22 protein-coding genes are annotated in these 20,907 nt (G+C 70.5%); 11 read left to right on the forward strand and 11 right to left on the reverse strand.

What is annotated here, in order from left to right:
* Nucleotides 1-3: 3 nt before the first annotated feature.
* Genes ACFW0G_RS24040 through ACFW0G_RS24050 form a run of 3 tightly spaced genes read right to left on the reverse strand, consistent with a single transcriptional unit; the run spans nucleotide 4 to nucleotide 2,833 of the window.
* Nucleotides 4-1,431: a sodium:solute symporter gene (locus ACFW0G_RS24040; protein WP_378327617.1), complete on the reverse strand. Its 1,428-nt coding sequence runs from the start codon at nucleotides 1,429-1,431 to the stop codon at nucleotides 4-6.
* The gene (locus ACFW0G_RS24045; protein WP_378327699.1) at nucleotides 1,428-1,631 is read right to left on the reverse strand and encodes a hypothetical protein; all 204 of its coding nucleotides are present in this window, start codon (nucleotides 1,629-1,631) and stop codon (nucleotides 1,428-1,430) included. The genes ACFW0G_RS24040 and ACFW0G_RS24045 overlap by 4 nt, the downstream gene beginning before the upstream one ends.
* A 5-nt stretch (nucleotides 1,632-1,636) precedes the next feature.
* Complete coding sequence (locus tag ACFW0G_RS24050) at nucleotides 1,637-2,833, reverse strand: M20 family metallopeptidase (protein ID WP_378327618.1); 1,197 nt, start codon at nucleotides 2,831-2,833, stop codon at nucleotides 1,637-1,639.
* Between the two features lie 126 nt (nucleotides 2,834-2,959).
* Here ACFW0G_RS24050 and ACFW0G_RS24055 point away from each other — a divergent pair, with 126 nt between their 5' ends.
* Nucleotides 2,960-4,003, forward strand: a complete 1,044-nt coding sequence (locus tag ACFW0G_RS24055) for an Lrp/AsnC family transcriptional regulator (RefSeq protein ID WP_378327619.1) — start codon at nucleotides 2,960-2,962, stop codon at nucleotides 4,001-4,003.
* Between the two features lie 54 nt (nucleotides 4,004-4,057).
* Here ACFW0G_RS24055 and ACFW0G_RS24060 read toward each other — a convergent pair whose 3' ends face one another.
* The 4 genes from ACFW0G_RS24060 to ACFW0G_RS24075 form a co-directional block, all read right to left on the reverse strand.
* On the reverse strand, nucleotides 4,058-4,969 hold the full coding sequence (locus ACFW0G_RS24060) for a hypothetical protein (protein WP_378327620.1): 912 nt from the start codon (nucleotides 4,967-4,969) through the stop codon (nucleotides 4,058-4,060).
* Nucleotides 4,970-5,007: 38 nt separating this feature from the next.
* Nucleotides 5,008-6,246, reverse strand: a complete 1,239-nt coding sequence (locus tag ACFW0G_RS24065) for a DUF1996 domain-containing protein (RefSeq protein ID WP_378327621.1) — start codon at nucleotides 6,244-6,246, stop codon at nucleotides 5,008-5,010.
* 238 nt (nucleotides 6,247-6,484) lie between these two features.
* Nucleotides 6,485-7,291 carry a zf-HC2 domain-containing protein gene (locus tag ACFW0G_RS24070; RefSeq protein WP_378327622.1) on the reverse strand — a complete coding sequence of 269 codons (807 nt, stop codon included), beginning with the start codon at nucleotides 7,289-7,291 and terminating at the stop codon, nucleotides 6,485-6,487.
* A 7-nt stretch (nucleotides 7,292-7,298) separates the two neighbouring features.
* Nucleotides 7,299-7,850: a sigma-70 family RNA polymerase sigma factor gene (locus tag ACFW0G_RS24075; RefSeq protein ID WP_378327623.1), complete on the reverse strand. Its 552-nt coding sequence runs from the start codon at nucleotides 7,848-7,850 to the stop codon at nucleotides 7,299-7,301.
* Nucleotides 7,851-8,091: 241 nt separating this feature from the next.
* Here ACFW0G_RS24075 and ACFW0G_RS24080 point away from each other — a divergent pair, with 241 nt between their 5' ends.
* From ACFW0G_RS24080 to ACFW0G_RS24100, 5 genes are read left to right on the forward strand one after another with little or no spacing between them, the layout of a single operon-like run.
* Nucleotides 8,092-8,658: a hypothetical protein gene (locus ACFW0G_RS24080; protein WP_378327624.1), complete on the forward strand. Its 567-nt coding sequence runs from the start codon at nucleotides 8,092-8,094 to the stop codon at nucleotides 8,656-8,658.
* Nucleotides 8,642-9,409 carry a DUF4142 domain-containing protein gene (locus tag ACFW0G_RS24085; protein WP_378327625.1) on the forward strand — a complete coding sequence of 256 codons (768 nt, stop codon included), beginning with the start codon at nucleotides 8,642-8,644 and terminating at the stop codon, nucleotides 9,407-9,409. Before ACFW0G_RS24080 ends, ACFW0G_RS24085 begins: the two co-directional genes overlap by 17 nt.
* Complete coding sequence (locus ACFW0G_RS24090; RefSeq protein WP_378327626.1) at nucleotides 9,402-10,019, forward strand: ferric reductase-like transmembrane domain-containing protein; 618 nt, start codon at nucleotides 9,402-9,404, stop codon at nucleotides 10,017-10,019. The genes ACFW0G_RS24085 and ACFW0G_RS24090 overlap by 8 nt, the downstream gene beginning before the upstream one ends.
* A gap of 1 nt (nucleotide 10,020) precedes the next feature.
* Nucleotides 10,021-10,254 carry a ferredoxin gene (locus ACFW0G_RS24095; RefSeq protein WP_378327627.1) on the forward strand — a complete coding sequence of 78 codons (234 nt, stop codon included), beginning with the start codon at nucleotides 10,021-10,023 and terminating at the stop codon, nucleotides 10,252-10,254.
* Nucleotides 10,247-11,506: an NAD(P)/FAD-dependent oxidoreductase gene (locus ACFW0G_RS24100; RefSeq protein ID WP_378327628.1), complete on the forward strand. Its 1,260-nt coding sequence runs from the start codon at nucleotides 10,247-10,249 to the stop codon at nucleotides 11,504-11,506. Before ACFW0G_RS24095 ends, ACFW0G_RS24100 begins: the two co-directional genes overlap by 8 nt.
* A gap of 186 nt (nucleotides 11,507-11,692) precedes the next feature.
* Here the strand turns inward: ACFW0G_RS24100 and ACFW0G_RS24105 are convergent, their stop codons facing one another.
* The 4 genes from ACFW0G_RS24105 to ACFW0G_RS24120 are packed head-to-tail and all read right to left on the reverse strand — an operon-like array spanning nucleotide 11,693 to nucleotide 15,391.
* Nucleotides 11,693-12,847, reverse strand: coding sequence for an acetyl-CoA C-acetyltransferase (locus ACFW0G_RS24105; RefSeq protein ID WP_378327629.1), 1,155 nt, complete (start codon nucleotides 12,845-12,847; stop codon nucleotides 11,693-11,695).
* Entirely contained in the window at nucleotides 12,840-13,466 is a 627-nt protein-coding gene (locus ACFW0G_RS24110) for a TetR/AcrR family transcriptional regulator (RefSeq protein ID WP_378327630.1), read from the reverse strand. Before ACFW0G_RS24110 ends, ACFW0G_RS24105 begins: the two co-directional genes overlap by 8 nt.
* Nucleotides 13,467-13,475: 9 nt before the next feature.
* Nucleotides 13,476-14,252 (reverse strand): SDR family oxidoreductase, encoded by a 777-nt coding sequence (locus tag ACFW0G_RS24115; protein WP_378327631.1) that lies wholly within the window; start codon nucleotides 14,250-14,252, stop codon nucleotides 13,476-13,478.
* On the reverse strand, nucleotides 14,249-15,391 hold the full coding sequence (locus tag ACFW0G_RS24120; protein ID WP_378327632.1) for an acyl-CoA dehydrogenase family protein: 1,143 nt from the start codon (nucleotides 15,389-15,391) through the stop codon (nucleotides 14,249-14,251). The genes ACFW0G_RS24115 and ACFW0G_RS24120 overlap by 4 nt, the downstream gene beginning before the upstream one ends.
* An 89-nt stretch (nucleotides 15,392-15,480) precedes the next feature.
* Here ACFW0G_RS24120 and ACFW0G_RS24125 point away from each other — a divergent pair, with 89 nt between their 5' ends.
* From ACFW0G_RS24125 to ACFW0G_RS24145, 5 genes are read left to right on the forward strand one after another with little or no spacing between them, the layout of a single operon-like run.
* Nucleotides 15,481-16,989, forward strand: coding sequence for a FadD3 family acyl-CoA ligase (locus ACFW0G_RS24125; RefSeq protein WP_378327633.1), 1,509 nt, complete (start codon nucleotides 15,481-15,483; stop codon nucleotides 16,987-16,989).
* Nucleotides 16,982-17,827, forward strand: a complete 846-nt coding sequence (locus tag ACFW0G_RS24130; protein WP_378327634.1) for an enoyl-CoA hydratase — start codon at nucleotides 16,982-16,984, stop codon at nucleotides 17,825-17,827. Before ACFW0G_RS24125 ends, ACFW0G_RS24130 begins: the two co-directional genes overlap by 8 nt.
* The gene (locus ACFW0G_RS24135; protein ID WP_378327635.1) at nucleotides 17,827-18,960 is read left to right on the forward strand and encodes an acyl-CoA dehydrogenase family protein; all 1,134 of its coding nucleotides are present in this window, start codon (nucleotides 17,827-17,829) and stop codon (nucleotides 18,958-18,960) included. Before ACFW0G_RS24130 ends, ACFW0G_RS24135 begins: the two co-directional genes overlap by 1 nt.
* Complete coding sequence (locus ACFW0G_RS24140; protein ID WP_378327636.1) at nucleotides 18,957-19,898, forward strand: acyl-CoA dehydrogenase family protein; 942 nt, start codon at nucleotides 18,957-18,959, stop codon at nucleotides 19,896-19,898. Before ACFW0G_RS24135 ends, ACFW0G_RS24140 begins: the two co-directional genes overlap by 4 nt.
* A complete protein-coding gene (locus ACFW0G_RS24145; protein ID WP_378327637.1) occupies nucleotides 19,895-20,893 on the forward strand; it encodes an acyl-CoA dehydrogenase family protein in 999 nt (332 codons plus the stop codon). Before ACFW0G_RS24140 ends, ACFW0G_RS24145 begins: the two co-directional genes overlap by 4 nt.
* The last annotated feature ends 14 nt before the right edge of the window (nucleotides 20,894-20,907 follow it).

Consider the following 20,907-nt stretch of genomic DNA (forward strand, 5'->3'; position numbering starts at 1 on the left):
GGCTCACACCCGCGCGGGCTCCGCGGCGGGACGCCCCGCGAACGCGCGGGTCACCAAAGCGACCACCGCCACCACGACCACGTTCACCGCCAGGCCGATCAGCCCGACGTTGATCGTGCCCGCGAGATGAGTGTCCACAAAGGTCAGCCAGACCACGACGATCTCCCCGGCGACGATGCCGGCCAGGATCGGTACCTTGCCCACCGGGACCCGGCGCAGCAGGCCCAGCGCGTTCGCCGGGGCGAGCTGCACGGTCCCGGAATAGGTCAGCAGCAACAGGTTCGCCAGCAGATCGGGCCGGAAGATACCGAGCACGAGCGCCAGCGCGCTGGCCACCACCACGGTGCCGTGGTTGATCCAGAACTGCAGCCGCTCCCGGCGCACCCGGACGATGTTGCGGGCCACCAGCGAGGAGATCCCGATCAGGATCCCGGCCGCCGGCACCATCGCGGTGGCCGTCGCGGCGACCACCACCAGGCCGGTCACCCAGCCCGGCAGCGCCTGCTTCGACAACGTCAGCAGCACGCCGTTCGAGTCGGTCTTCTTGGGCAGCACCAGGATCGCCGCGAACCCGATGAACATCGGCAGCATCAGGCAGATCTCGTACACCGGCATCCAGGTGTAGTTGCGCCGCAGCACCTTCGGATCCCGCGCGGACATCAGCGCGGGCCACGTGTGCGGCAACGTCATCAGCCCGACGCCGATCGCGCTGACCACCATGCTGGTGACGAACCAGACGTGGTCGTTCGCCCCGGCGTGCACGATCAGCTTCTCCGGGTGCAGCTGCTCGATCTGGTGGAACATCGCGGAAATCCCGCCGTGGAAGTACACCGGCACCGCGATCAGCAGCACCACGAGCACCACCAGCATGATCGCGTCCTTGAAGTAGGACGTCGCCGCGACCCCGCGCAAGCCAGCCCACAGCACGAACGCCACCACCAGCAGGCAGCCGACGATCATGCTCAACGTCCCGGACGCGGCGTCGCCGGTGACGAGCCGGACGATCAGGCCGAGCCCGGTGATCTGCAACTGGAGATAGGGCAGCACGCAGACGACCCCGATCACCGCGGACAGCGTGCCCAGCGCCCGGCTGCCGTACCGGTCCTCCAGGAAGTCGCCCTGGGTCAGGTAACCGCGTTCCTTCCCCATCGTCCACAGGCGCTTGGCGAGGAAGAACAGGACGACGTAGGCGATCGGCACGTACGGCAGCGCGTACATCGCCGCGACCCCGCCGCTGAACGCGAGCCCGGCCATCCCGAGAAAGGTGAAGGTGGTGAACACCTCCCCTGCCTGGAGGAACCACATGGTCAGCGCGCCGAACTTCCGCCCGCCGACGGCCCATTCGGACAGATCGGCCGCGGGACGGCGCCGGCCGACGAAGCCCAGCACGCCGATCAGGACGATGCCGGCGAAGGTGAACGCGAGGATCATCGGTCGGACTCCTCACCGTCACGCGACATGAGCCGCTCGGTCAGCAGCAGCGCCGGGGTGAGCATGAGACACCAGAAACCGCCCCACACCAGCATTCTCGGCATCCCGAGCCACAGCCCGGTGGTGTTGACGAACGGCAGGAACGGCATCAGCACCAGTGCGAGCACCGGCAGCGCCGGGATGAAGTGGTAACCCCGCATCGCGCTCACCCGGCCAGTGCGGCGAGCTTGCGGGTGGCCAGCTCGGCGAGCAGCGCCGCGCCGTCGGGCAGGACGCTGTCGTCGAACGTCGCCAGCGGCGAGTGGTTGTTCGGTGCCGTCAAGGGATCCTCGGCCGTCGACGCGCCGAGGAAGACGTACGCGCCGGGGACCGCGTTCAGCACGCGGGAGAAGTCCTCCGAACCGGTCATCGGATCGCGGAGTTCCTCGAACCGTTCTTCGCCGAACACCTCACGCACCGTGCCGGCGAGGAACTCGTGCTCGTCCGCGTTGTTCACGGTGACCGGATACTCCGCCTCGTACGCGACCTCGACGTCGAGACCGTGCGCGGCCGCGATGCCCTCGCAGATCCGCACCGCCTCCTTGCTGACCAGCTCCCTGGCCTCCGGCGAGAACGACCGCACGGTGGCTTCGAACGTCGCGTCGTCGGGGATGATGTTGCGCCGCGTCCCGGCGTGGAACATCCCGACGGTGACCACGACCGGGTCGAACACGTCGAAACCGCGGGTGACCATGGTCTGCAGCGCGGTGACCATCGCGCACGCCGCCGGGACCGGGTCCTTCGCGTGCTGCGGCGCCGAACCGTGCCCGCCCGCGCCGACCACCCGGACGAACAGGCCGTCCGACGCCGCCATCAGCGGACCGGGCCTGCCGGTGAACATCCCGCGCGCGTAGTGCGCCGAACTCACGTGCAGCCCGTAGGCGGCGTCGACCGGACGACCGGAGGCGGTCAGGACCCCCTCCTCGATCATCTTGCCCGCGCCGTCGTGCCCCTCCTCCCCCGGCTGGAACATGAACACGACATCGCCGGGCAGGTCCTCGCGCCGGGCGGCGAGCAGCCGCGCCGCCCCTGCCAGACCCGCGGTGTGCAGATCGTGCCCGCACGCGTGCATGGCGCCGTCGACACGCGAGGTGAACTCCTCCCCGGTGCGCTCGGTCACCGGCAGCGCGTCCATGTCCCCGCGCAACAACACGGTGCCGCCCGGTTTGCCGCCCCGCAGCACGGCGGTCACCGAACTCAGTGCGCGGCCGAGGGTGATCTCGCACCCCAGCCCGTCGAGCGCGGCGAGCACCAGCTCCTGGGTCCGCGGCAGGTGCAAGCCGATCTCGGGGACGCGGTGCAGGGAACGCCGCAGCGCGACCAGTTCGTCACGCAGCTGTCCGGCATCGGAACGCAGGCTCATCCAGAACTCCTCGGGGACGAAGATCGTCGGCCTATCCTGATCCGAGAATGATGCAATGTCGAACACGAAAGCCGGGCAGATCGGCCGAATCAGCCAGAACGCCGGGAAAAATCCAGGGAATCAGCCATGTTGAGCGAAAGCGACCTCAAGCTCGTCGACGCGCTGCAGGCCAGTCCGCGCGTGCCGTGGTCGGCGCTCGGGCGCACGCTCGGGATCGGCGCGGCCACCGCCGCCCGGCACTGGGACGGGCTGGTCGAGCGCGGGGAAGCCTGGCTGACGGCCTATCCCGGCGGTGAACTCCGGGCCCGGCTCACCCTCGCGCTGGTGGAGATCGACTGCGGGCCCGGCGAACCGCTGCGCGTCGCCCGCGAGCTGGCCGCCGACCCGCATGTGCCGACCGTCGAGTACGTCGCCGGGCACTGCGATCTGCTCGCGCACGTGGTCGCGCCGACGCTGCGGGAGGTGTCGGACTACGTCATCCATCGCCTGTCGCGGCTGACCGGAGTGGTCGCCACCCGCACGGTGGTCTCACCGCGGCTGTTCGCCGAAGGCAGCCGCTGGCGGGTGCGCGCGATCTCGCCCGACCAGCGCAGGGCACTGGCCCCGGCGGCGGCCACGGCCAACGGCGCCCTGCGGTTCACCGATCTCGACCGGGCACTGCTGCTGGCACTCGGCGAAGACGCCAGGGCGTCGGCCGCGGCACTCGCGCAGGCGCTCGGAGTCGGCGCGAGCACGGTCCGGCGACGGCTGGACGCGCTGCTCGGCCGCGGCGCGATCCACCTCCGCTGCGAGATCGCCCGGCCGCTCTCGCCCGCACCGGTCACCGCGACCCTGTGGCTGCGGGTCCCGCCCGACAAGCTGGAAGCGACCGCCCGCACGCTCGGGCGGCTGCCGGAGATCCGGATGTGCGCCGCGATCAGCGGAGCCGCCAACCTCTGCGCGGTGGTGTGGCTGCGTTCCCAGCACGACACGGTCGAGTTGGAGAGCGGGCTCGCGGCGCAACTGCCGTGGCTCGAGATCGTCGACCGCGCGGTGACACTGCGCTGCGTCAAGCTGATGGGCAGGCTGATGGACGACACGGGCCGCTCGGCGGGCCGGGTCCCGCTGGATTTCTGGGCCGCGGTCCCCGCGGAACGCACGGGGACCGCGACGGTCCGGTCCGGCGGATGAGGGGGGTGAGGTGGAGGGAAGCATCCGCCGGACCGGAGATGGGGGAACGGGTCGCTACCCGCTCAGGGGTGTACCGGACGCCGCGGGTTTCCGGTCGCCGGGCACCTTGCAGCCGTTCGGTTCGAGGGCGAACCAGGTGCCACCCGCACCGTGGCCCGTCGCCTGCCCCGGCGCGGTGTCCTTGGCGTGGCGGTAGACCGGCCAGCCGCCGACCGTGACCTGCCGGGTCCCGTCGGGCCGGAGCACCTGCCCGACGAGCTTTCCGTCCACTCCGGACACCGAGGTTTCGCCGGTGGCCACCAGCGGCGGCCAGGTGCGGGCGCAGTCACCGTCGCAAGCAGACTTCGGCGGCTGCTTGCCGTCCTTGGTGAACAGGTAGAGCGTCATCCCGTCCTGATCGGTCAGCACGGTGCCGAGCCCGTCGACCTCGGCGGTGGCGACAGCCGTGGACGGCCGCTGCGCCACCGCCCTCCCGTCGCCGGGGGTCACGGCCGTCCAGGTCCCGCCGGAACCGTCGCCCAGCGCGATCCCGGGCCCGGAGTCCTTGGCGTAGCGGTAAACCGGCCAGCCGCCGACGGTCACCTGGGTCCCGCCGTCGTCCCGCGGCATCAGGCCGACCAGCTGCTCCTGGACGCCGGTCACCTGCGGTGGCCCGTCGGCGAGCAGCGGCGGCCATCGCGCCGCGCAGTCACCGTCGCAAGTGGACTTCGACGGCCGCGCGCCGTCCTTCGCGAAGCGGTACAGCGTCCGGCCGTCCTGATCGGTCAGGACCGGCCCCAGGCCCTCCACCGCGCCGGCGGCGAGCTTGACGCGCGAGGAGGCGGGCACCGCCGAGGTCACGGTCCGCCCGGCCGCCGACGCGCCGCGAACCTGGCCGGGATCGGTGTACCCGGCACCGCACGCCGCGAGGAAGGCCAGACCCGCCGAGCCGAGTACGGCGGCGGCCACGAGCCGGATCCGGTACATGGGTCGTTCTCCTCTTGCCGCGGGCAGAGCCGGTGCCGTTATTCGGCACAGTTCTTGCCACCGTTGACACAGCCGACCACCCGGTCCATCAGATCCCGGCTCATCACGTTGGCGAAATCGTCGTGGTCGGACAGCGGGTTGTGCTCCTCCTCCGGGAAGGAGTCCACTTTGTACTGTCCCTTTTGCTGGATGTCACGGGGAATGTCGTAGACCAGGGTGATCCGCAGCTGCGGCACCGCGGTGAACCCGCGCTTGCAGTTGCCGTTCTCGTTCGGGAACACGATGTGCGAGCGGTGGTCGTCGCTGTCGGTGTTCTCGCCGTCCCAGCAGCTCGGGAAGTCGTGGATCCGCTCCACCTTGCTGTTGTTCGGGCAAATGGGGTACTTCTCGGTGATCCGGTTCTCGAGGCCGGTACAGGTCCAGCTGGCCTTCGTGTTGGCCTTGCCGTTCACCGACGGCTTCGCGTCGCCGTAGAGGATGCGCAGGAACTTCGGCATGGCCTTCACCTTGCCGACCGGGCTGCCGCGGAAGGTGATCTTGGCGACCTCGGGCCGCAGGATCCGCCCGTCGTTGCCCGCGAGCTCGTTCTTGTCGTTGACACCCGGCAGCTCCTGCTGGTCGCCGTTGTCGTTGTTCCTGCCGTTCTGGTCGTCGTCCCGGTTGCCGCCGCGGTCGCGCTGACCACCGTCCCGGCGTTTCACCTCGTTCCGGCCCTGATCGCCGTTCCGGCCCTGTGCCCGCTGATCGTTGTTCCTGTCGCCGGTGCGACCCTGGTTCCGGCCGCCGTTGTTCCCGTCACCGTTGTTCTCGTCACCGGTGTCGATCCGCACGACCGGCCAGAAATACGTCGACTGGTCACCGTTCTTGCACGTCGTACCCGCGGCCAGGAGGCTCTTGTTGCTCGAATCGGCGTTCGTGGACAGGTTGCCCACGTAGTCGTGCAGATGCTGCGCGCCGTTGCGGATCCCCGGCTGGGCGATGAAGTTGTCGGGGTTGAAGTGCTGTTCCTCGTTCCGTCCACAATCGACGGTGAACGTCCCGGTCGAGGCGCCGTCGCGCGCCTGTGGTTCGTCCTTGTTCGGCCGGACCTTGGTGATGTCGATGAAGAAGGACTTGTCGGCCTCGTCCGCGCCCGCCTGCTGGGGAGTGCCCGACGTGGCGTAGACCGCCAAGGCGCCGACGGCGATCGCCAGGCCGAGCGCACCGGTCGTCAGTTTCGTTCTGCGGCTGATCCGGTGCCTGCCCGTCGAAGCGGGCCGGGGATGATTCCGGGCCATAGACTTGGTCACCTCGTTCGTTTTTCCGGGCACGCCGAAAACCGGTGCCCGGCCATGAACTGCGAAGGAATTGCGGGGGCGCGATACACGGAGCCGGGAACGGTCTTCCTCCGGCCCGGCCACCGGGTGGATCCGGCGCCGCTGTCCCGGCGCCGCGGGGTCCTGCATCAGGGAATACGGACGGCGGCGCGATCCGGTTCAACCGAGATCTGTCCGTGATCTCCTCGTTATAGTATGCTCAGCGCACGATGGCGACGAGCAGCGTGTTGTCCTCGGTACGCACTTCGAAACGCGTGATGTCGGACAACGAAAGCGAGGTGTCGCCGCCGATGCGCAGCGGTTCGGGCGAACCCGCGATGCCGTATCCCTTGGCGGGCACCTTCCAGTCGGCCACGCGTTTGGGCCCGTCACGCGTGATCGCCCTGAGTTCACACACCATCGGCCCGACGATGCCGCGCAGTTCGAGTTCCACCGCGGCACCCCATTCCCGGGGCGAGACCGTGACCTGGGCGCTCACCGACGAACCCGCGTCGGCTCTGCCGAACGACGTCGCCGCGCCCGCCTGCCCGGTCGGCGCGGCCGAGGACGGTGGCGCCTGCGAAGACGGCGGCGGAAGGGAAGCCGACGCCGCGGCGGGCGAGGTCTCCGGCCGCACTGTCGGCACCGGCGCCGCCTGCGGGCCGATGGCGTCGGCGGGACGCACGGCCATCGTCACGAGCGGGCCGGCGATGACGGCCACCGCGGCGGCGGCCGCGCCCAGGAACCCGAGCCGGCGGCGCCGTTTCCGCTTGACCGCCGCCTCCTCCATCAGCGCGCGCAGCACGCGGGGGCCGGGCGCGAGCGCCCGCACGCCCGGCGCGGGCATCGGCGGCTCCGGCCAGCTCTTCTTCACCAGATCGAGAATGTCCGGCAGCTGGTAGAGCTCGAGCAGATCGAGCTGACAGTGCGGGCAGTCCATGAGGTGTTCCTCGAACCGCGCGCTGTCGGCCTCGCCCAGCACGCCGAGCACATACGCGGCGACGTCGGTGTGGGCGGACCCTGCCAACCTCAGTTCACCCCCGCTCGCGCAACGCCCGGCGTAGCGCCCGGACCGCATGATGGATGCGAGACTTGACGGTACCCGGCGGGACGCCCAGTGTCGCGGCGACCTCGTTCACGGTCCGGTCACGCAGGTACGTCTGCTGGATCGCCTCCCGCTGCTCGGGCGAAAGGCCTTGCAGCGCCTCGTAGATGATCATCGCGGCGAGCGTGCGGTCCGATTCGTCGGGCACGCAGATCGCGTCCGACGAGATCTCCTCGATCTCCTGAGGACGGACGCTGCGGCTGCGCCAGCCGTCGATGACGATACGCCGGGCCACGGTGAACAACCAGGCCCGCAGCATCTCCGGCTGACGGTCGAGCTTGTCCGCGTTCCGCCACGCCTTGATCAGGGTTTCCTGCACCACGTCCTCGGCCCACTGCCGATCGTGGCCGGTGAGCCTGAGCGCGAACGCCATCAGGGCCCCACCGAACTCCTGGTACAACGCCTTCGCCAGGTCGTCATGAGCATTCGAGGCGGAATCATGATCAGCGACCGGGCGCAGCGTCCGACTGTGCCGTCCCACACCGGACATCCTTGTGCCGCACCCGCTTGTTCGTCTAGTACCAAAATCTTGGGCCGTCCGGCGCAAAGTTTTTTGAACCGTTTCGCAGTCGTGTCCGTATCCCCTACCGAAGACCCCGACAGAGCGTTGACCCCCGCAACGCACGGTATCCACGAGGACGGACTGTCCATTGTGGATCTTTCGCGCCCTTTTCCGTTGCGTCGCCGCAACGGCGCGCTCCCCTGCCCGAGGAGAGAAAGCCGTGAACCGCATACTCCGCCGCCTCGCGCCGCCCGCGGTGTTCCTCACCGCGCTCGCGTCGCTCACCGGCTGTCAGGCGGGCGCCTCGTCCGGCGCCGGTTCGTCCGCACCGTATTCGCCGGGCTCCGGCGCCGGAACCATGCCGATGATGCCCACCGACGACACCGATCCGGCCAAGGCGTCACTCCAGGCCGCTCGCCCGTTCGATCTCGGCCCCATGGTCGTGGACGGCAGCGGTTACACCGTGTATCGCTACGACCGGGACACCAGCACGCCACCCCGTTCGGTCTGCGTGGAAGCCTGTGCCCAGAAATGGACTCCGGTCCGCTCCAGCGGGGAGATCCCGCTGACCGGGATCGACAGGGCGCTGGTCGGCAAGGTCACCCGCGCCGACGGGAGCGACCAGGTCACCCTCGCCGGCTGGCCGCTGTACCGCTACGCCGAGGACCGGATGCCCGGGGAGACCTCGGGCCAGGGCACCGACCGCGCCTGGTACCCGGTCACCCCGGACGGGCACAAGATCGAGACGACCCAGGACACCTGGCGGGCCGATGCGTTCCGCCTCTGACCGTCCCGGCGCCGCGCGTTCCCTCCGGCTGCCCGGCCGGATCTGCGCGGTTCTCGCGGCGGCCGCGGCGCTGGTGCCGCTGGGCCCCGCCGGGGTCGCCGCCGCCCTCGACCAGTCCGACGCGACGCTGGTGGTCAAGGTCCGCCAGGCCGGGCTCTGGGAGATGCCGTCCGGGATGTGGACCGAGACGCGCTCGAACAACCCGAAGGTCAAGGAGGTCGGCCGCGCGCTGATGATCGACCACGGGCGGCTCGACGTGGTCACCCGTTCCCTGGCGGGCGATCTCGGCATCGCCCTGCCCGCCGAGCCGACCGCCGAACAGCAGGGCTGGCTCGCCGAGATGAGGAACGCGCGCGCCCCCGAGGACTTCGACCGGATCTTCGCCAACCGGCTCCGCGCCGCGCACGGCCAGATCCTCGCCACCATCGCCCAGGTGCGCGCGGGCACGCGGGACGACCGCATCCGCGCCTACGCGACCACCGCCAACCAGGCGGTGATGCGCCACATCACGCTGCTCGAAAGCACCGGGCTCATCGACTACACCGCGCTGCCCTCGGCGAACGTGGCCACCACCTCGGCGCCCGCGGGACAGGGCGGCCTCGCCCTGTCCACCATGGACGTCCTCACCGCGGCCGTCCTCGTCCTGCTGCTGGGCGGCGGAATCGTCTTCGGCCTGCGCCGGATCAAGGGACATCGCGGACAAGCCGCCGCCGCGGTGTCCCGCACCAGAACGGGGGAAAGCCATGGTTGAGCACTGGCACGACGTGGCGATCACGCTGACCCAGCAGTTCCAGCCGAAGACGGACCCCGCCGCCCGCGGCGTCGCCGCCCTGTGCGCCCGCTTCGCCTACGCGGCCATGTGCCTCACCCTGACCTGGGGCGTGTTGACCGCCACCGGCTGGGTGCGTTCGGTGACCGGCCGGAAGGCGCTCCGCAACGGGCACATGGTGCTGGCGACCATGACGCTGGTCTTCGCCGGGATCCACGCGCTCGGCTTCTTCTACCTGACGATCAACCCGTACGGCCTCGACTACCTGTTCATCCCGTTCCTGCCGACGCAGGAATCGCGCCACACCGCCGGCATCATCGGCTTCGAGGTCATGCTGGCGATCGCGGTCACCGCCGGGCTGCAGCGCTGGACGTCCTACCGGCGCTGGCTGTGGCTGCACCGCTGCGCCTACCCCGCGGTCGGGCTCGCCGCGATCCACGCCTGGTTCGGCGCGGTCGCCAACGGTCACCTGTCGATCCTGTGGCTGGGCGGGATCACCCTGCTCGTGCCCGCGGTGACCGTGGCACTGCTGCGCTTCCTGCCGGCGCGGACGCTGGAACGGCTCGGGCTCGTCGAAGAACAGGTGGCCTGACATGGGAATGCGGCTGCCCCTGGGGAACGGCCCCCGCATCAGCGTCGACAACGACCGCTGCGAACTGTACGGAATCTGCGCGATGGAGGCACCCGACGTGTTCGACCTCGGCAACGACGGCAGGCTGCGGTTCCGGAAACGCCTGCTCGCGCCGGACGACCTCGAGCAGGCCGTCGCGGCCGCCAGGGCCTGCCCGATGCAGGCCGTGGTTCTGAGAGGGGACATCCATGGCTGACGGCGACCGGATCGTCATCGTCGGCGCGGGTGTCGGCGGCCTCCGCGCCGCGGAACACCTGCGAGAGATCGGTTTCGACGGCGAACTCGTGCTGGTGGGTGACGAACCACGCCGCCCGTATCACCGGCCGATGGTGTCGAAGCAGCTGGTCATGGGCGCCGCCCGGCCCGCTGACGTCACGCTGTCGGCCTACCACGACCTCGACGTGCACTGGCGGCTCGGCACCCGCGCGACCCATCTCGACACCCTGGAGCGGGTCGTGCACCTGCCGGGCGGGGAATCGCTGTGGTACGACGGGCTCGTCATCGCGACCGGCGTGTACCCCCGGCATCTGCCGGGCTCGCCGCGTTACGACCCGCGGGTACGCGTGCTGCGCACCGTGGACGACGCGCTCGCGGTGCGGCGCTGTCTCGCCGCGAGCAACAAGCCGGCCGTGATCATCGGCAGTGGCCTGATCGGCAACGAGTTCGCCGCCAGCATGCGGTACCTCGGCCGCGACGTCACCCTGGTCGGCCACGCGCGGGCGCCACTGCACCGTTTCGGCGAGCGCGTCGCGAACTCCGTCGTCGCCCTGCACAACGAACACCGCGCGAAACTGGCGATGAAGTCGGAGGTGCGGCACTGGATCAGCACCAAGGAGACCGTCGGGCTGCACCTGACGAACAACCAGCTGCTCGTGGCGAGTGTCGTCGTCCTCGCCATCGGGAGCGTGCCGCAGGTGGACTGGCTGCGCGGGTCCGGCCTGGACATCTCCGACGGCGTGCTCTGCGAATCGACGCTGTTCGCCGAGGGCGCCGACGACGTCGTGGTCGTCGGGGACATGGCGCGCTGGCCCAACCTCCGCTTCGACGACAAACCCCGCCGCGTCGAACACTGGATCAACGCGGTCGAATCGGCCCGCGCGGGGGTGGAGAACCTCATGGCCGGCCGTTCGGCGGCGAAGCCGTTCACCCCGCTTCCCCGCGCGTGGTCGACCCTGTACGACGTCCGGTTACAGACCGCCGGGATCCCCTCACTCGGCGAAGACACCGTCGGCCTCGCCGACGGCGTGACCGGATTCGTCCGCGGCGGCAGGCTGGTCGGGGTCTGCTCGTGGGACAAGCCACGAGCGATGCTGGACTGGACGGCCGAACTCGAACGCAGGCTGCCCGCTCCGGAATTCGTCCCCGCGGACGCCCCCACCACGGCGGTACCCATCCAGCCCGATCCCGCTGTGCTCCAGGATCCCTGGCTGGCCTCCGCGGTGGGGTGATCCGGGACGCGGTCGCGCGCGGCGGCCGCGTCCCCTCGCCGGCCACCACGTCCCCCTCGCGGCGGGAAGGGCGTGGTGGCCGGTTCAATCACGCGAGATCTCCGTTCAATCACGCGAGATCTCCGTTCAATCACGCGAGTTCCGCTTACAATCACGCGAGTTCCGCGTTCACGCACGGGTCTCGGGTCAGCCGAGGCGTTCCACGATGGTGACGTTGGCGGTGCCGCCGCCTTCGCACATCGTCTGCAGGCCGTAGCGGCCGCCGGTGCGGGCGAGTTCGTGCAGGAGGGTGGCGAACAGCTTCGTCCCGGACGCGCCGATGGGGTGCCCGAGCGCGATGGCGCCGCCGTTGACGTTGACCTTCGCCGGGTCGGCGCCGGTCTCGTCGAGCCACGCCAGCACCACGCTCGCGAACGCCTCGTTGACCTCGAAGAGATCGATGTCCTCGATGCTCAGCCCCGCCCGCTTCAGCGCATACGACGTCGCCGGGATCGGCCCGGTGAGCATCCACACCGGATCCGCCGCGCGCACGGCGATCGTGTGGATCCGCGCCATCGGCGTCAGCCCGTGCTCGCGGACGTAGGACTCGGACGCGATCAGCGTCGCGCTCGCACCGTCGGAGATCTGGCTCGCCATGGCGGCGGTGATCCGCGAGCCCTCGCTCAACGGTTTCAGCGCGGCCATCTTCGCCAGGCTGGTGTCCCGGCGCGGCCCCTCGTCGCGCCGGAAGTCGCCGAACGGCGCGATCTCCGCGTCGAACCGTCCACTGTCGACAGCGGCGACCGCGCGCTCGTGACTGCGCAGCGCGAACTCCTCCATCGCCTCGCGGGACAGGTCCCAATGCCCGGCGATCATGTCCGCGCTGCGGAACTGCGAAACCTCGACGCCGCCGTAGCGTTCCTGCCAGCCCTTCGAGCCGGAGAACGGATCCTCGAACCCGTACTCGCGCCCCGCGAGCATCGCCGCGCTGATCGGCACGGCGCTCATGTTCTGCACGCCGCCCGCGAGCACGAGGTCCATCGTGCCCGACAGCACCGCCTGCGCGGCGAAGTGCACGGCCTGCTGGCTCGACCCGCACTGCCGGTCGACCGTCACCCCGGGCACCTGCTGCGGGAACCCGGCGGCGAGCCAGCACGTCCGCGCGACGTTGCCGGACTGCGGGCCCAACGTGTCGGTACAGCCAAGGATCACATCGTCCACATCGGACGGGTCCACTCCGGACCGTTCGACGACCGCGCGGATGGCGTGCGCGCCGAGATCGGCGGAGTGCACCCCGCTCAGCGCTCCCCCGCGCCGCCCGACCGGGGTGCGCACGGCGTCCAGGACATAGGCTTCAGCCACGGCTCCTCCTCTTCTTCGTCACCGGTGCGGCGATCCCGTCGAGCAGGATGCCGAGGTACCGCTCGGCCACGTCGCGGGCGCTCAGCGCGCCGTCCGGGTTGTACCAGCGGACCGCGACCCACACGGTGTCGCGGATGAAGCGGTAGACGAGTTCGACGTCCAGATCCTCGCGGAACACGCCCTCGGCGACGCCGTCGGTGAGGATCCCGTTCCACAGCTTGCGGAACTCGGCGTTGCGGTCGGCGAGATACGAGAACCGCGGCAGCCCCATGAGGTGCTTGGCCTCGTTCTGGTAGATCGCCACTTCGGCGGGCCGCCGGTGGATCGCGTCGAAGGACGAGACGACGACGGCTTCCAGTGTCTCCCGGGCACCGCGCCCCTCCGCCACGATCTCGGCGTAGGACCCGAACAGCTCGTCCAGGAACCCGGTCAGGATCTCGTCGGCCATCGACTCCTTCGAGTCGAAGTGGTGGTACAGGCTGCCGGAGAGGATGCCCGCCGCGTCCGCGATGTCCCGCACGGTGGTGGAGACGTAACCGCGGTCGGCGAACAGCCGCGCCGCGAGCGCGAGCAGCTCGGCGCGGCGGGATCCGGGGGCGTTCTTGGCGGCTGGACTCACGTCTGGACCTCACGCATGCTGGCTGCTCACGGACACGACTTCGCCGGTGAGGTACGAGGAGTACTCACTGGCGAGGAAAACCATGACATTCGCGACCTCCCACGGCTCCGCCGCCCTCCCGGAAACCTCGCGCGCGGTCAGCTCGGCGAGCAGTTCGTCGCTGGTCACCTTGGCCAGGAAGGCGTGCATCGCGATGCTCGGGGCGACGGCGTTCACCCGGACGCCGTAGGGCGCGGCGTCCACCGCGGCACACCGGGTCAGCGCCATGACCCCGGCCTTCGCGGCCGCGTAGTGCGCCTGCCCCTCCTGCGCCCGCCAGCCGAGCACCGAGGCGTTGTTGACGATCGCGCCTCCCCCGCCCTGCTCGGCGAACCGCCGCAGCGCCGCGCGAGTGGCGCGGAACGTGCCGTTGAGCGTGACGTCGAGCACGCGCGACCATTCCTCGTCGGTCATCTTCAGCAGCGACCTGGTCCCGCCGAGACCGGCGTTGTTGATCAGCACGTCGAGCCTGCCGAACTTTTCGACCGCCCCGTCGACGAGCGCCTGGACCTGTTCCTCGCGCGTGACGTCACACGGGATCGCGTGCACCTCACCGAACTCGGCGAGTTCCCCGGCCTTTTCGCCGAGGCGCCGTTCGTGCTGGTCGCTGACCACGATCCGGGCGCCTTCCTCCAGCGCGCGCCGTGCGACCGCGGAGCCGATGCCGGTGCCCGCGGCGGCGGTCACCACGACCACCTTGTCCCGCAACAGGTTCGCGCCCTCCGGATACTTCGGCACAGGAATCACGCTCGCGCCTCCCTAGGCAGGCCGAGCACGCGCTCGGCGATGATGTTGCGCTGGATTTCGTTGGAGCCGCCGTAAATCGTGTCGGCGCGAGTGAACAGATACAGCCGCTGCCAGGTGTCGAAGCCGTCCGGCGCGACCATGCCCGCGGCCCCGCGGACGAGCATCGCGAGCTCGCCGAGCGACCGGTGCCAGTTCGACCAGACGAGTTTCGCCACCGACGCGGCGCCCGGCGCGGCGTCGCCGAGGGTGCGGACGGCGTGTGCCCGCATCACCTCCAGCCCTGCCCAGGCCCGGTCGATCCGCTCGGCCACGAACGGATCCGCGTCCGCCCCGGTCCGCTCGGCGAGTTCGGTCAGCGCCTCCAGCTCGCGCCGGAACCCGACCTGCTGGCCCAGTGTCGCGACGCCGCGTTCGAAGGCCAGCGTGCCCATCGCGATCCGCCAGCCGTCGCCCGGTTCGCCGACCACGAGATCCTTCGCGGTCCGCGCACCGTCGAAGAACACCTCGTTGAACTCCGAGGTCCCGGTCATCTGCCGGATCGGCCGGACGTCCACTCCGGACTGTCGCATCGGGACGAGCAGATAGGACAGACCGTGATGACGCTTCGAGCCGGATTCGGTGCGCGCCAATACGAAACACCAATCGGCGACGTGCGCGAGCGACGTCCACACCTTCTGCCCGCTGATGACCCATTCGTCACCCTCGAGCCGCGCCGACGTCGAAACGGCCGCGAGATCGGATCCGGCGCCCGGTTCGGAATAGCCCTGGCACCACAGCTCCTCGACGGCCACGATCCTGGGCAGGAACCGGCGCTTCTGCTCCGGTGTCCCGGACGCCAGCAGTGTCGGCCCGAGCAGTTCCTGGCCGACGTGACCGACCCGCGCCGGGGCGTCCGCGCGGGCGTATTCCTCGTGGAAGATCACCTGCTGCTCGAACGACGCGTCCTGCCCGCCGTACTCGGCGGGCCAGCCGAGACAGTTCCAGCCACCGGCGGCCAGCTCCTTCTCCCAGGCGACGCGCTCGTCGAACGCCTCGTGCTCCCGGCCGGGACCGCCGAGGCCGCGCAGGGCGGCGAACTCGCCGCGCAGCCGCTCGGCGAGCCAGCTCCGGATCCGCGCCCGGAATTCGGTGTCCGCCAAGGCTCCTCCTCACTGAGCACTTCGGCCGCTGGCCAAATCGGGGACTCCTGCGTAGGCTACCCTACCAAGCACTTGTTAGGGAGGTCTCGATGCGGGAGCCGACCATCCCGGCGGCGCTCGACGCCGCCGCGGACCGCTTCGCCGAGCACGAAGCGGTCGTCGACGGCGACGTCCGGCTGACCTTCCGCGAGCTCCGGCGGCACGTGCGGCGCTGCGCGGTTTTCTTCCACGACCGGGGAATCCGGCCGGGTGACCAAGTCGCGGTCTGCTCCCCCAACACGTGGCACTGGGTCGTCGCGGGGCTCGGCGCGTTGTACGCCGGAGCGACCCTCGTGCCGATCAGCACCCGGTTCACCGCGCCGGAGACCACCGACATCCTCACCCGCGCCAAGGTGTCCGCGCTCGTCGTGACCGGCCGGTTCCTCGGCGTGGACAGGCTCGCGGCGCTCGGCGGGGCGCTGCCGCCGACCGTGCTACGCGTCCCGGTGGAAGGCGTCGAGGAGGGACTGAACGGCGTCACCGAATGGGACGCGCTGGCGGCATACGGCGAGGATTTCACCAGCCCGGCAGGGCCGGACGACGTCAGCGACATCCTGTTCACCTCGGGCACCACCGGCCGCAGCAAGGGCGCGATGAGCAGCCACCGGCAGGTCCTCGGCGTCGCGCGGGCCTGGGCGGAGTGCGGGCGCGTGACCGCGGACGACCGTTATCTGGTGATCAACCCGTTCTTCCACAGTTTCGGGTACAAGGCCGGAATCGTCGTCTCGCTGCTGACCGGGGCGGCGCTCGTGCCGCAACGCACTTTCGACGTCGCCGAAACGCTGCGGCTGATCGAGACCGAGCGGATCACCGTCCTCCCGGGCGCGCCGACGATCTACCAGGTCCTGCTGGACGCGCCGGACCGCGCGAACCACGATCTGTCCACTCTCCGGCTCGCGGTCACGGGCGCCGCGATCGTGCCCGTGACCCTCGTCGAGCGGATGCGCGCCGAACTGGGTTTCGACACCGTGCTCACCGCGTATGGGCTCACCGAGGCCGTGGTGGCCACGATGTGCCGTCCCGAAGACCCGGCCGAGGTGGTCGCCAGGACAGCGGGCCGGGCCACCGCGGATTTCGAGGTGAAGCTCGGGGAACGCGACGAAATCCTTTTGCGCGGCCCGAACGTGATGCTGGGTTACCTCGACGATCCGGAGGCGACGGCGGATGCGATCGACGCGGACGGATGGCTGCACACCGGCGATGTCGGCGAGCAGGACGCGCGGGGCAATTTGCGGATCACCGACCGGCTCAAGGACATGTACACCTGCGGCGGCTTCAACGTCTACCCCGCCGAGGTGGAACAGACGCTGGCCCGGCTGGACGGCGTCGCCGAATCGGCCGTCATCGGCGTCCCGGACCACCGGCTCGGCGAGGTCGGCAAGGCACACGTCGTCCTCCGCCGCGGCCACACACTGTCCACAGAGGACGTCATCGCGTACTGCAAGGAAAACCTGGCCAACTACAAGGTTCCCCGTTTCGTGCACTTCCGCGCCGAGCTGCCGCGGAATCCGTCGGGGAAGGTACTGAAGCGAGTTCTGCGGGAGGAGTCCGATGGATGAGGTGGTGCGCTACGAACGGCGCGGCCCGGTCGCGCTGGTGACCATGAACCGGCCGGAGTACCGCAACGCGCAGAACTCCGCGATGACCTACGCGCTCGACGCCGCGTTCACCCGTGCCGTGGACGACACCGAGGTCAAGGTGATCGTGCTGGCGGGCGCGGGAAAGCATTTCTCGGCGGGCCACGACATCGGCTCACCCGGCCGCGACGCGGACGTCTCCTTCGAACGCAAGGCCGTGCTGTGGTGGGACCACGTCGGCGCCGAGGGAGGTGACCAGCGGTTCGCCCGGGAGTCCGAAGTGTACCTGGGAATGTGCCGCCGCTGGCGGGAAATCCCCAAGCCGACGATCGCGAGCGTGCAGGGCGCGTGCATCGCCGGGGCGCTCATGCTGGCGTGGGTGTGCGACCTCATCGTCGCCTCCGACGACGCGTTCTTCGCCGATCCCGTGGTACGCATGGGCATTCCCGGCGTCGAGTACTTCGCCCATCCCTGGGTACTCGGGCCGCGGGCGGCCAAGGAAGTGCTGTTCACCGGCGAGCGGTTCACCGCCGCGCAGGCGAAGGAATGGGGCATGCTCAACCGGGTCGTGCCCCGGGCCGAGCTGGAGGCCGAAACCCTTGCCCTGGCGGAGAAGATCGCCGAGATGCCGCGGTTCGGGCTCGCGCTGGCGAAGAAGGCGGTCAACCAGGCCGAAGACCTGATGGGCCTGCGGTCCGGAATGGACTCGGTGTTCGGGTTGCACCACTTCGCGCACGCCCACAACGCCGAGCTGTCGGGCGGTGACTCGCTCGGCGGGCAGGACGCCCGTTCCATGCGTGACGCCGGACGGGGGGCCTGATGGATCTCGAACTCGACGCGCCGGCCCGCGCCTTCCGTGACGAGGCCCGCGCGTGGCTGGCCGAGCACGTGCCGGCCGAGCCGTTGCCGTCGTTCGACAGCGTGGAGGGGTTCGCCCGGCACCGGGAGTGGGAGGCACAGCTCGCGGACGCGCGCTGGTCGGTCGTCTCGTGGCCGCGTGATCTCGGCGGTCGCGACGCGAGCCTGCTGGAGTGGGTGCTGTTCGAGGAGGAGTACTACGCGGCGGGCGCGCCGGGCCGGGTCAACCAGAACGGCATCTTCATGCTCGCGCCCACGCTGTTCTCCCACGGTACCGAGGAGCAGCTGCGCCGGATCCTGCCGAAGATGGCGCGTGCGGAGGAGGTCTGGGCACAGGCGTGGTCGGAGCCGGAGGCGGGCAGCGACATCGCCGCGCTGCGCAGCACCGCGTCCCGTGTGGACGGTGGCTGGGTGCTGAACGGCCAGAAGACATGGAGTTCCCGCGCCGCGTTCGCCGATCGCGCGTTCGGGCTGTTCCGCAGCGATCCGGACGCCGTGCGCCACCGCGGCCTCACCTACCTGATGGCCGATCTGCGTGCCGAGGGCGTGACTGTCCGCCCCATCCCGCAGCTGGACGGGGAGCCGGGTTTCGCGGAGATCTTCTTCGACGACGTGTTCGTCCCCGACGAGGACGTGATCGGCGCCCCCGGCGAGGGCTGGCGGGTCGCGATGACGACCGCGAACAACGAACGCGGCCTTTCGCTGCGCAGCCCCGGCCGGTTCCTCGCCGCCGCGGATCGGCTTGTCGACTTGTGGTCCCGCGCGGACCGTCCCGACGCGACGGCCGAGCGGGTCGCGGACGCCTGGATCGGCGCGCGGGCCTACCAGCTCTATACCTTCGGCACGCTCACCCGGCTCGCCGAAGGCGCCGAGCTCGGCCCGGAGTCGAGCGTCAACAAGCTGTTCTGGTCCCATCTCGACGTCGCGCTGCAGGAGACCGCGCTGGACGTGCTCGGCCCGGCCGCGGAACTGCGCGGGCCGTGGACGGACGGCTGGCTGTTCTCCCTGGCCGGCCCGATCTACGGCGGCACCGACCAGATCCAGCGCACGATCGTCGCCGAACGTCTGCTGGGCCTGCCTAAGGAGAAGCGATGAAGTTCGCGCTGTCGGCCGAGCAAGCCAGCTTCGCCACCAGTCTCGGCGACCTTCTGTCCACACTGGACACCGACGCCGCGAACCGGGCGTGGGCCGCGGGGGATCCGGCTCCCGGCTTGAAGATCTGGCGCCGCCTCGCCGATCTCGGCGTCACCGCACTGGCCGTCCCGGAGCCTTTCGGCGGGCTGGCGGCGGAAGTGGCCGATCTCGTCGTCGCCTGCGAAGCACTCGGCGAGTACTGCGTTCCCGGGCCGTGGACCGACACGGTGGCTGTCGCGCCGGCCCTGCTCGGTGACGACCGGCTCGCCAAGCTCGCCACCGGCGAGACACTCGCGTCGGTCATCTTCGCCCCGCACGTCCCCTACGCGCTGGACGCCGACGTCGCGGACGTCCGGATCGCCGTCGACGGGTCCCGGCTCCGCTCGTTCACTCCCGGCGACACGCTGTCCTCTCTGGACGGTTCCCGGCGCTTGTCCCCCGGTACCCCCGACGCCGATCTCGGTCCAGCCCAGGACGCCGGGCGTGCCTTCGAACTCGGCGTGCTGGCGACGGCGGCCCAGTTGCTCGGCGCGGGCCGCTGGCTCCTGGACGCGTCGGTGACCTACGCGGGGCAACGCCGTCAGTACGGCCGGGAAATCGGCCAGTACCAGGCGGTCAAGCATTTGCTGGCCGACGTGGTCACCGCGCTCGAACTCGCCAGGCCCCTGCTGTACGGCGCGGCGGTCACGATGGCACCGGAAGACGTCTCGGCGGCGAAGGTCGCGTGCGGCGACGCCGCGTTGCTGGCCGCCCGCACGGGCCTGCAGGTGCACGGCGCGATCGGCTACACCGCCGAACACCCGCTCGGCCTGCGGCTCACCCGCGTCCGCGCGCTGGCTTCCGCCTGGGGGACGGCGGAAATCCACCGGCGGCGTGTACTGGAGACGGTGGCCCGATGACCTTTACCCCGGAACAGGACGAACTCCGCGCGGGAGTCCGGAAGCTGCTGGCGCGGGAGGCGAGCCCGTGGCCCGCGCTGTGCGAGCACATCGGCGTCGCCGCCCTCGCGGTCCCCGAACGGTTCGGCGGACTCGGCGCGGAAACCACCGACGTCCAAATCGTCGCCGAGGAGCTGGGACGTGTCCTCGCGGACGTGCCCTTCCTCGGCTCCGCGGTACTCGCCGTGCACGCCCTGCTGGCGTGCGGCGACGAAGCCGCTTGCACACGGCTCCTCCCCCAGCTCGCCGAAGGCACCGTCGGCGCCCTGGCGTGGACCGACGAACACGGTGACTGGTCGACCACCCAGTTCGCGTGCCGTGGCGATGAATCCACAGTGGACGGAACTGCGCACTACGTTCTCGACGGCGCGAACGCGCCGGTCCTCCTGGCCATCGCCGACACCGGGACCGGCCCCGTTCTGTACGAAGTGGACACTCGGCAGGATCGGGTGCACCGCGTGGCCGTGCCCGCGATGGACGAGACCCGCGCGCTCGCCACCATCACCTTCGACCACGCCATGGCACGTCCGCTCGGGCCCGTCGATCCGGCACAGATCCGCGATGTCGCCTGCGCGGTGCTCGCCGCAGAACAGGCCGGTGCCGCGGCGCGAGCGCTGGAGCTGACCGTGGAGTACGCCGGGCAGCGCCGCCAGTTCGGTCGCCCGATCGGGGGCTTCCAGGCACTCAAGCACCGGATGGCCGATCTGCACGTCCTGGTGGAGACTGCGCGTTCGGCGGCCTACGCGGCGCCGGAGTCGTCCCGGCTCGCCGCGGTCGCGAAGGTGCACTGCTCGGAGGCGCTGAGCACGGTCGCCGCCGAAATGATCCAGCTGCACGGCGGGATCGCCGCGACCTGGGAACATCCAGCCCACCGGTACTTCAAACGCGCCCACGCCACGGCGCAGCTCTTCGGCGCGCCGCACCGGCACCTGCCGCACGTTCGCCCGGTCAGCTGAGGTTCCTGCGCTAG

It is taken from the genome of Amycolatopsis sp. NPDC058986 (assembly GCF_042741125.1).
In the GTDB taxonomy this organism is placed as follows: domain Bacteria; phylum Actinomycetota; class Actinomycetes; order Mycobacteriales; family Pseudonocardiaceae; genus Amycolatopsis.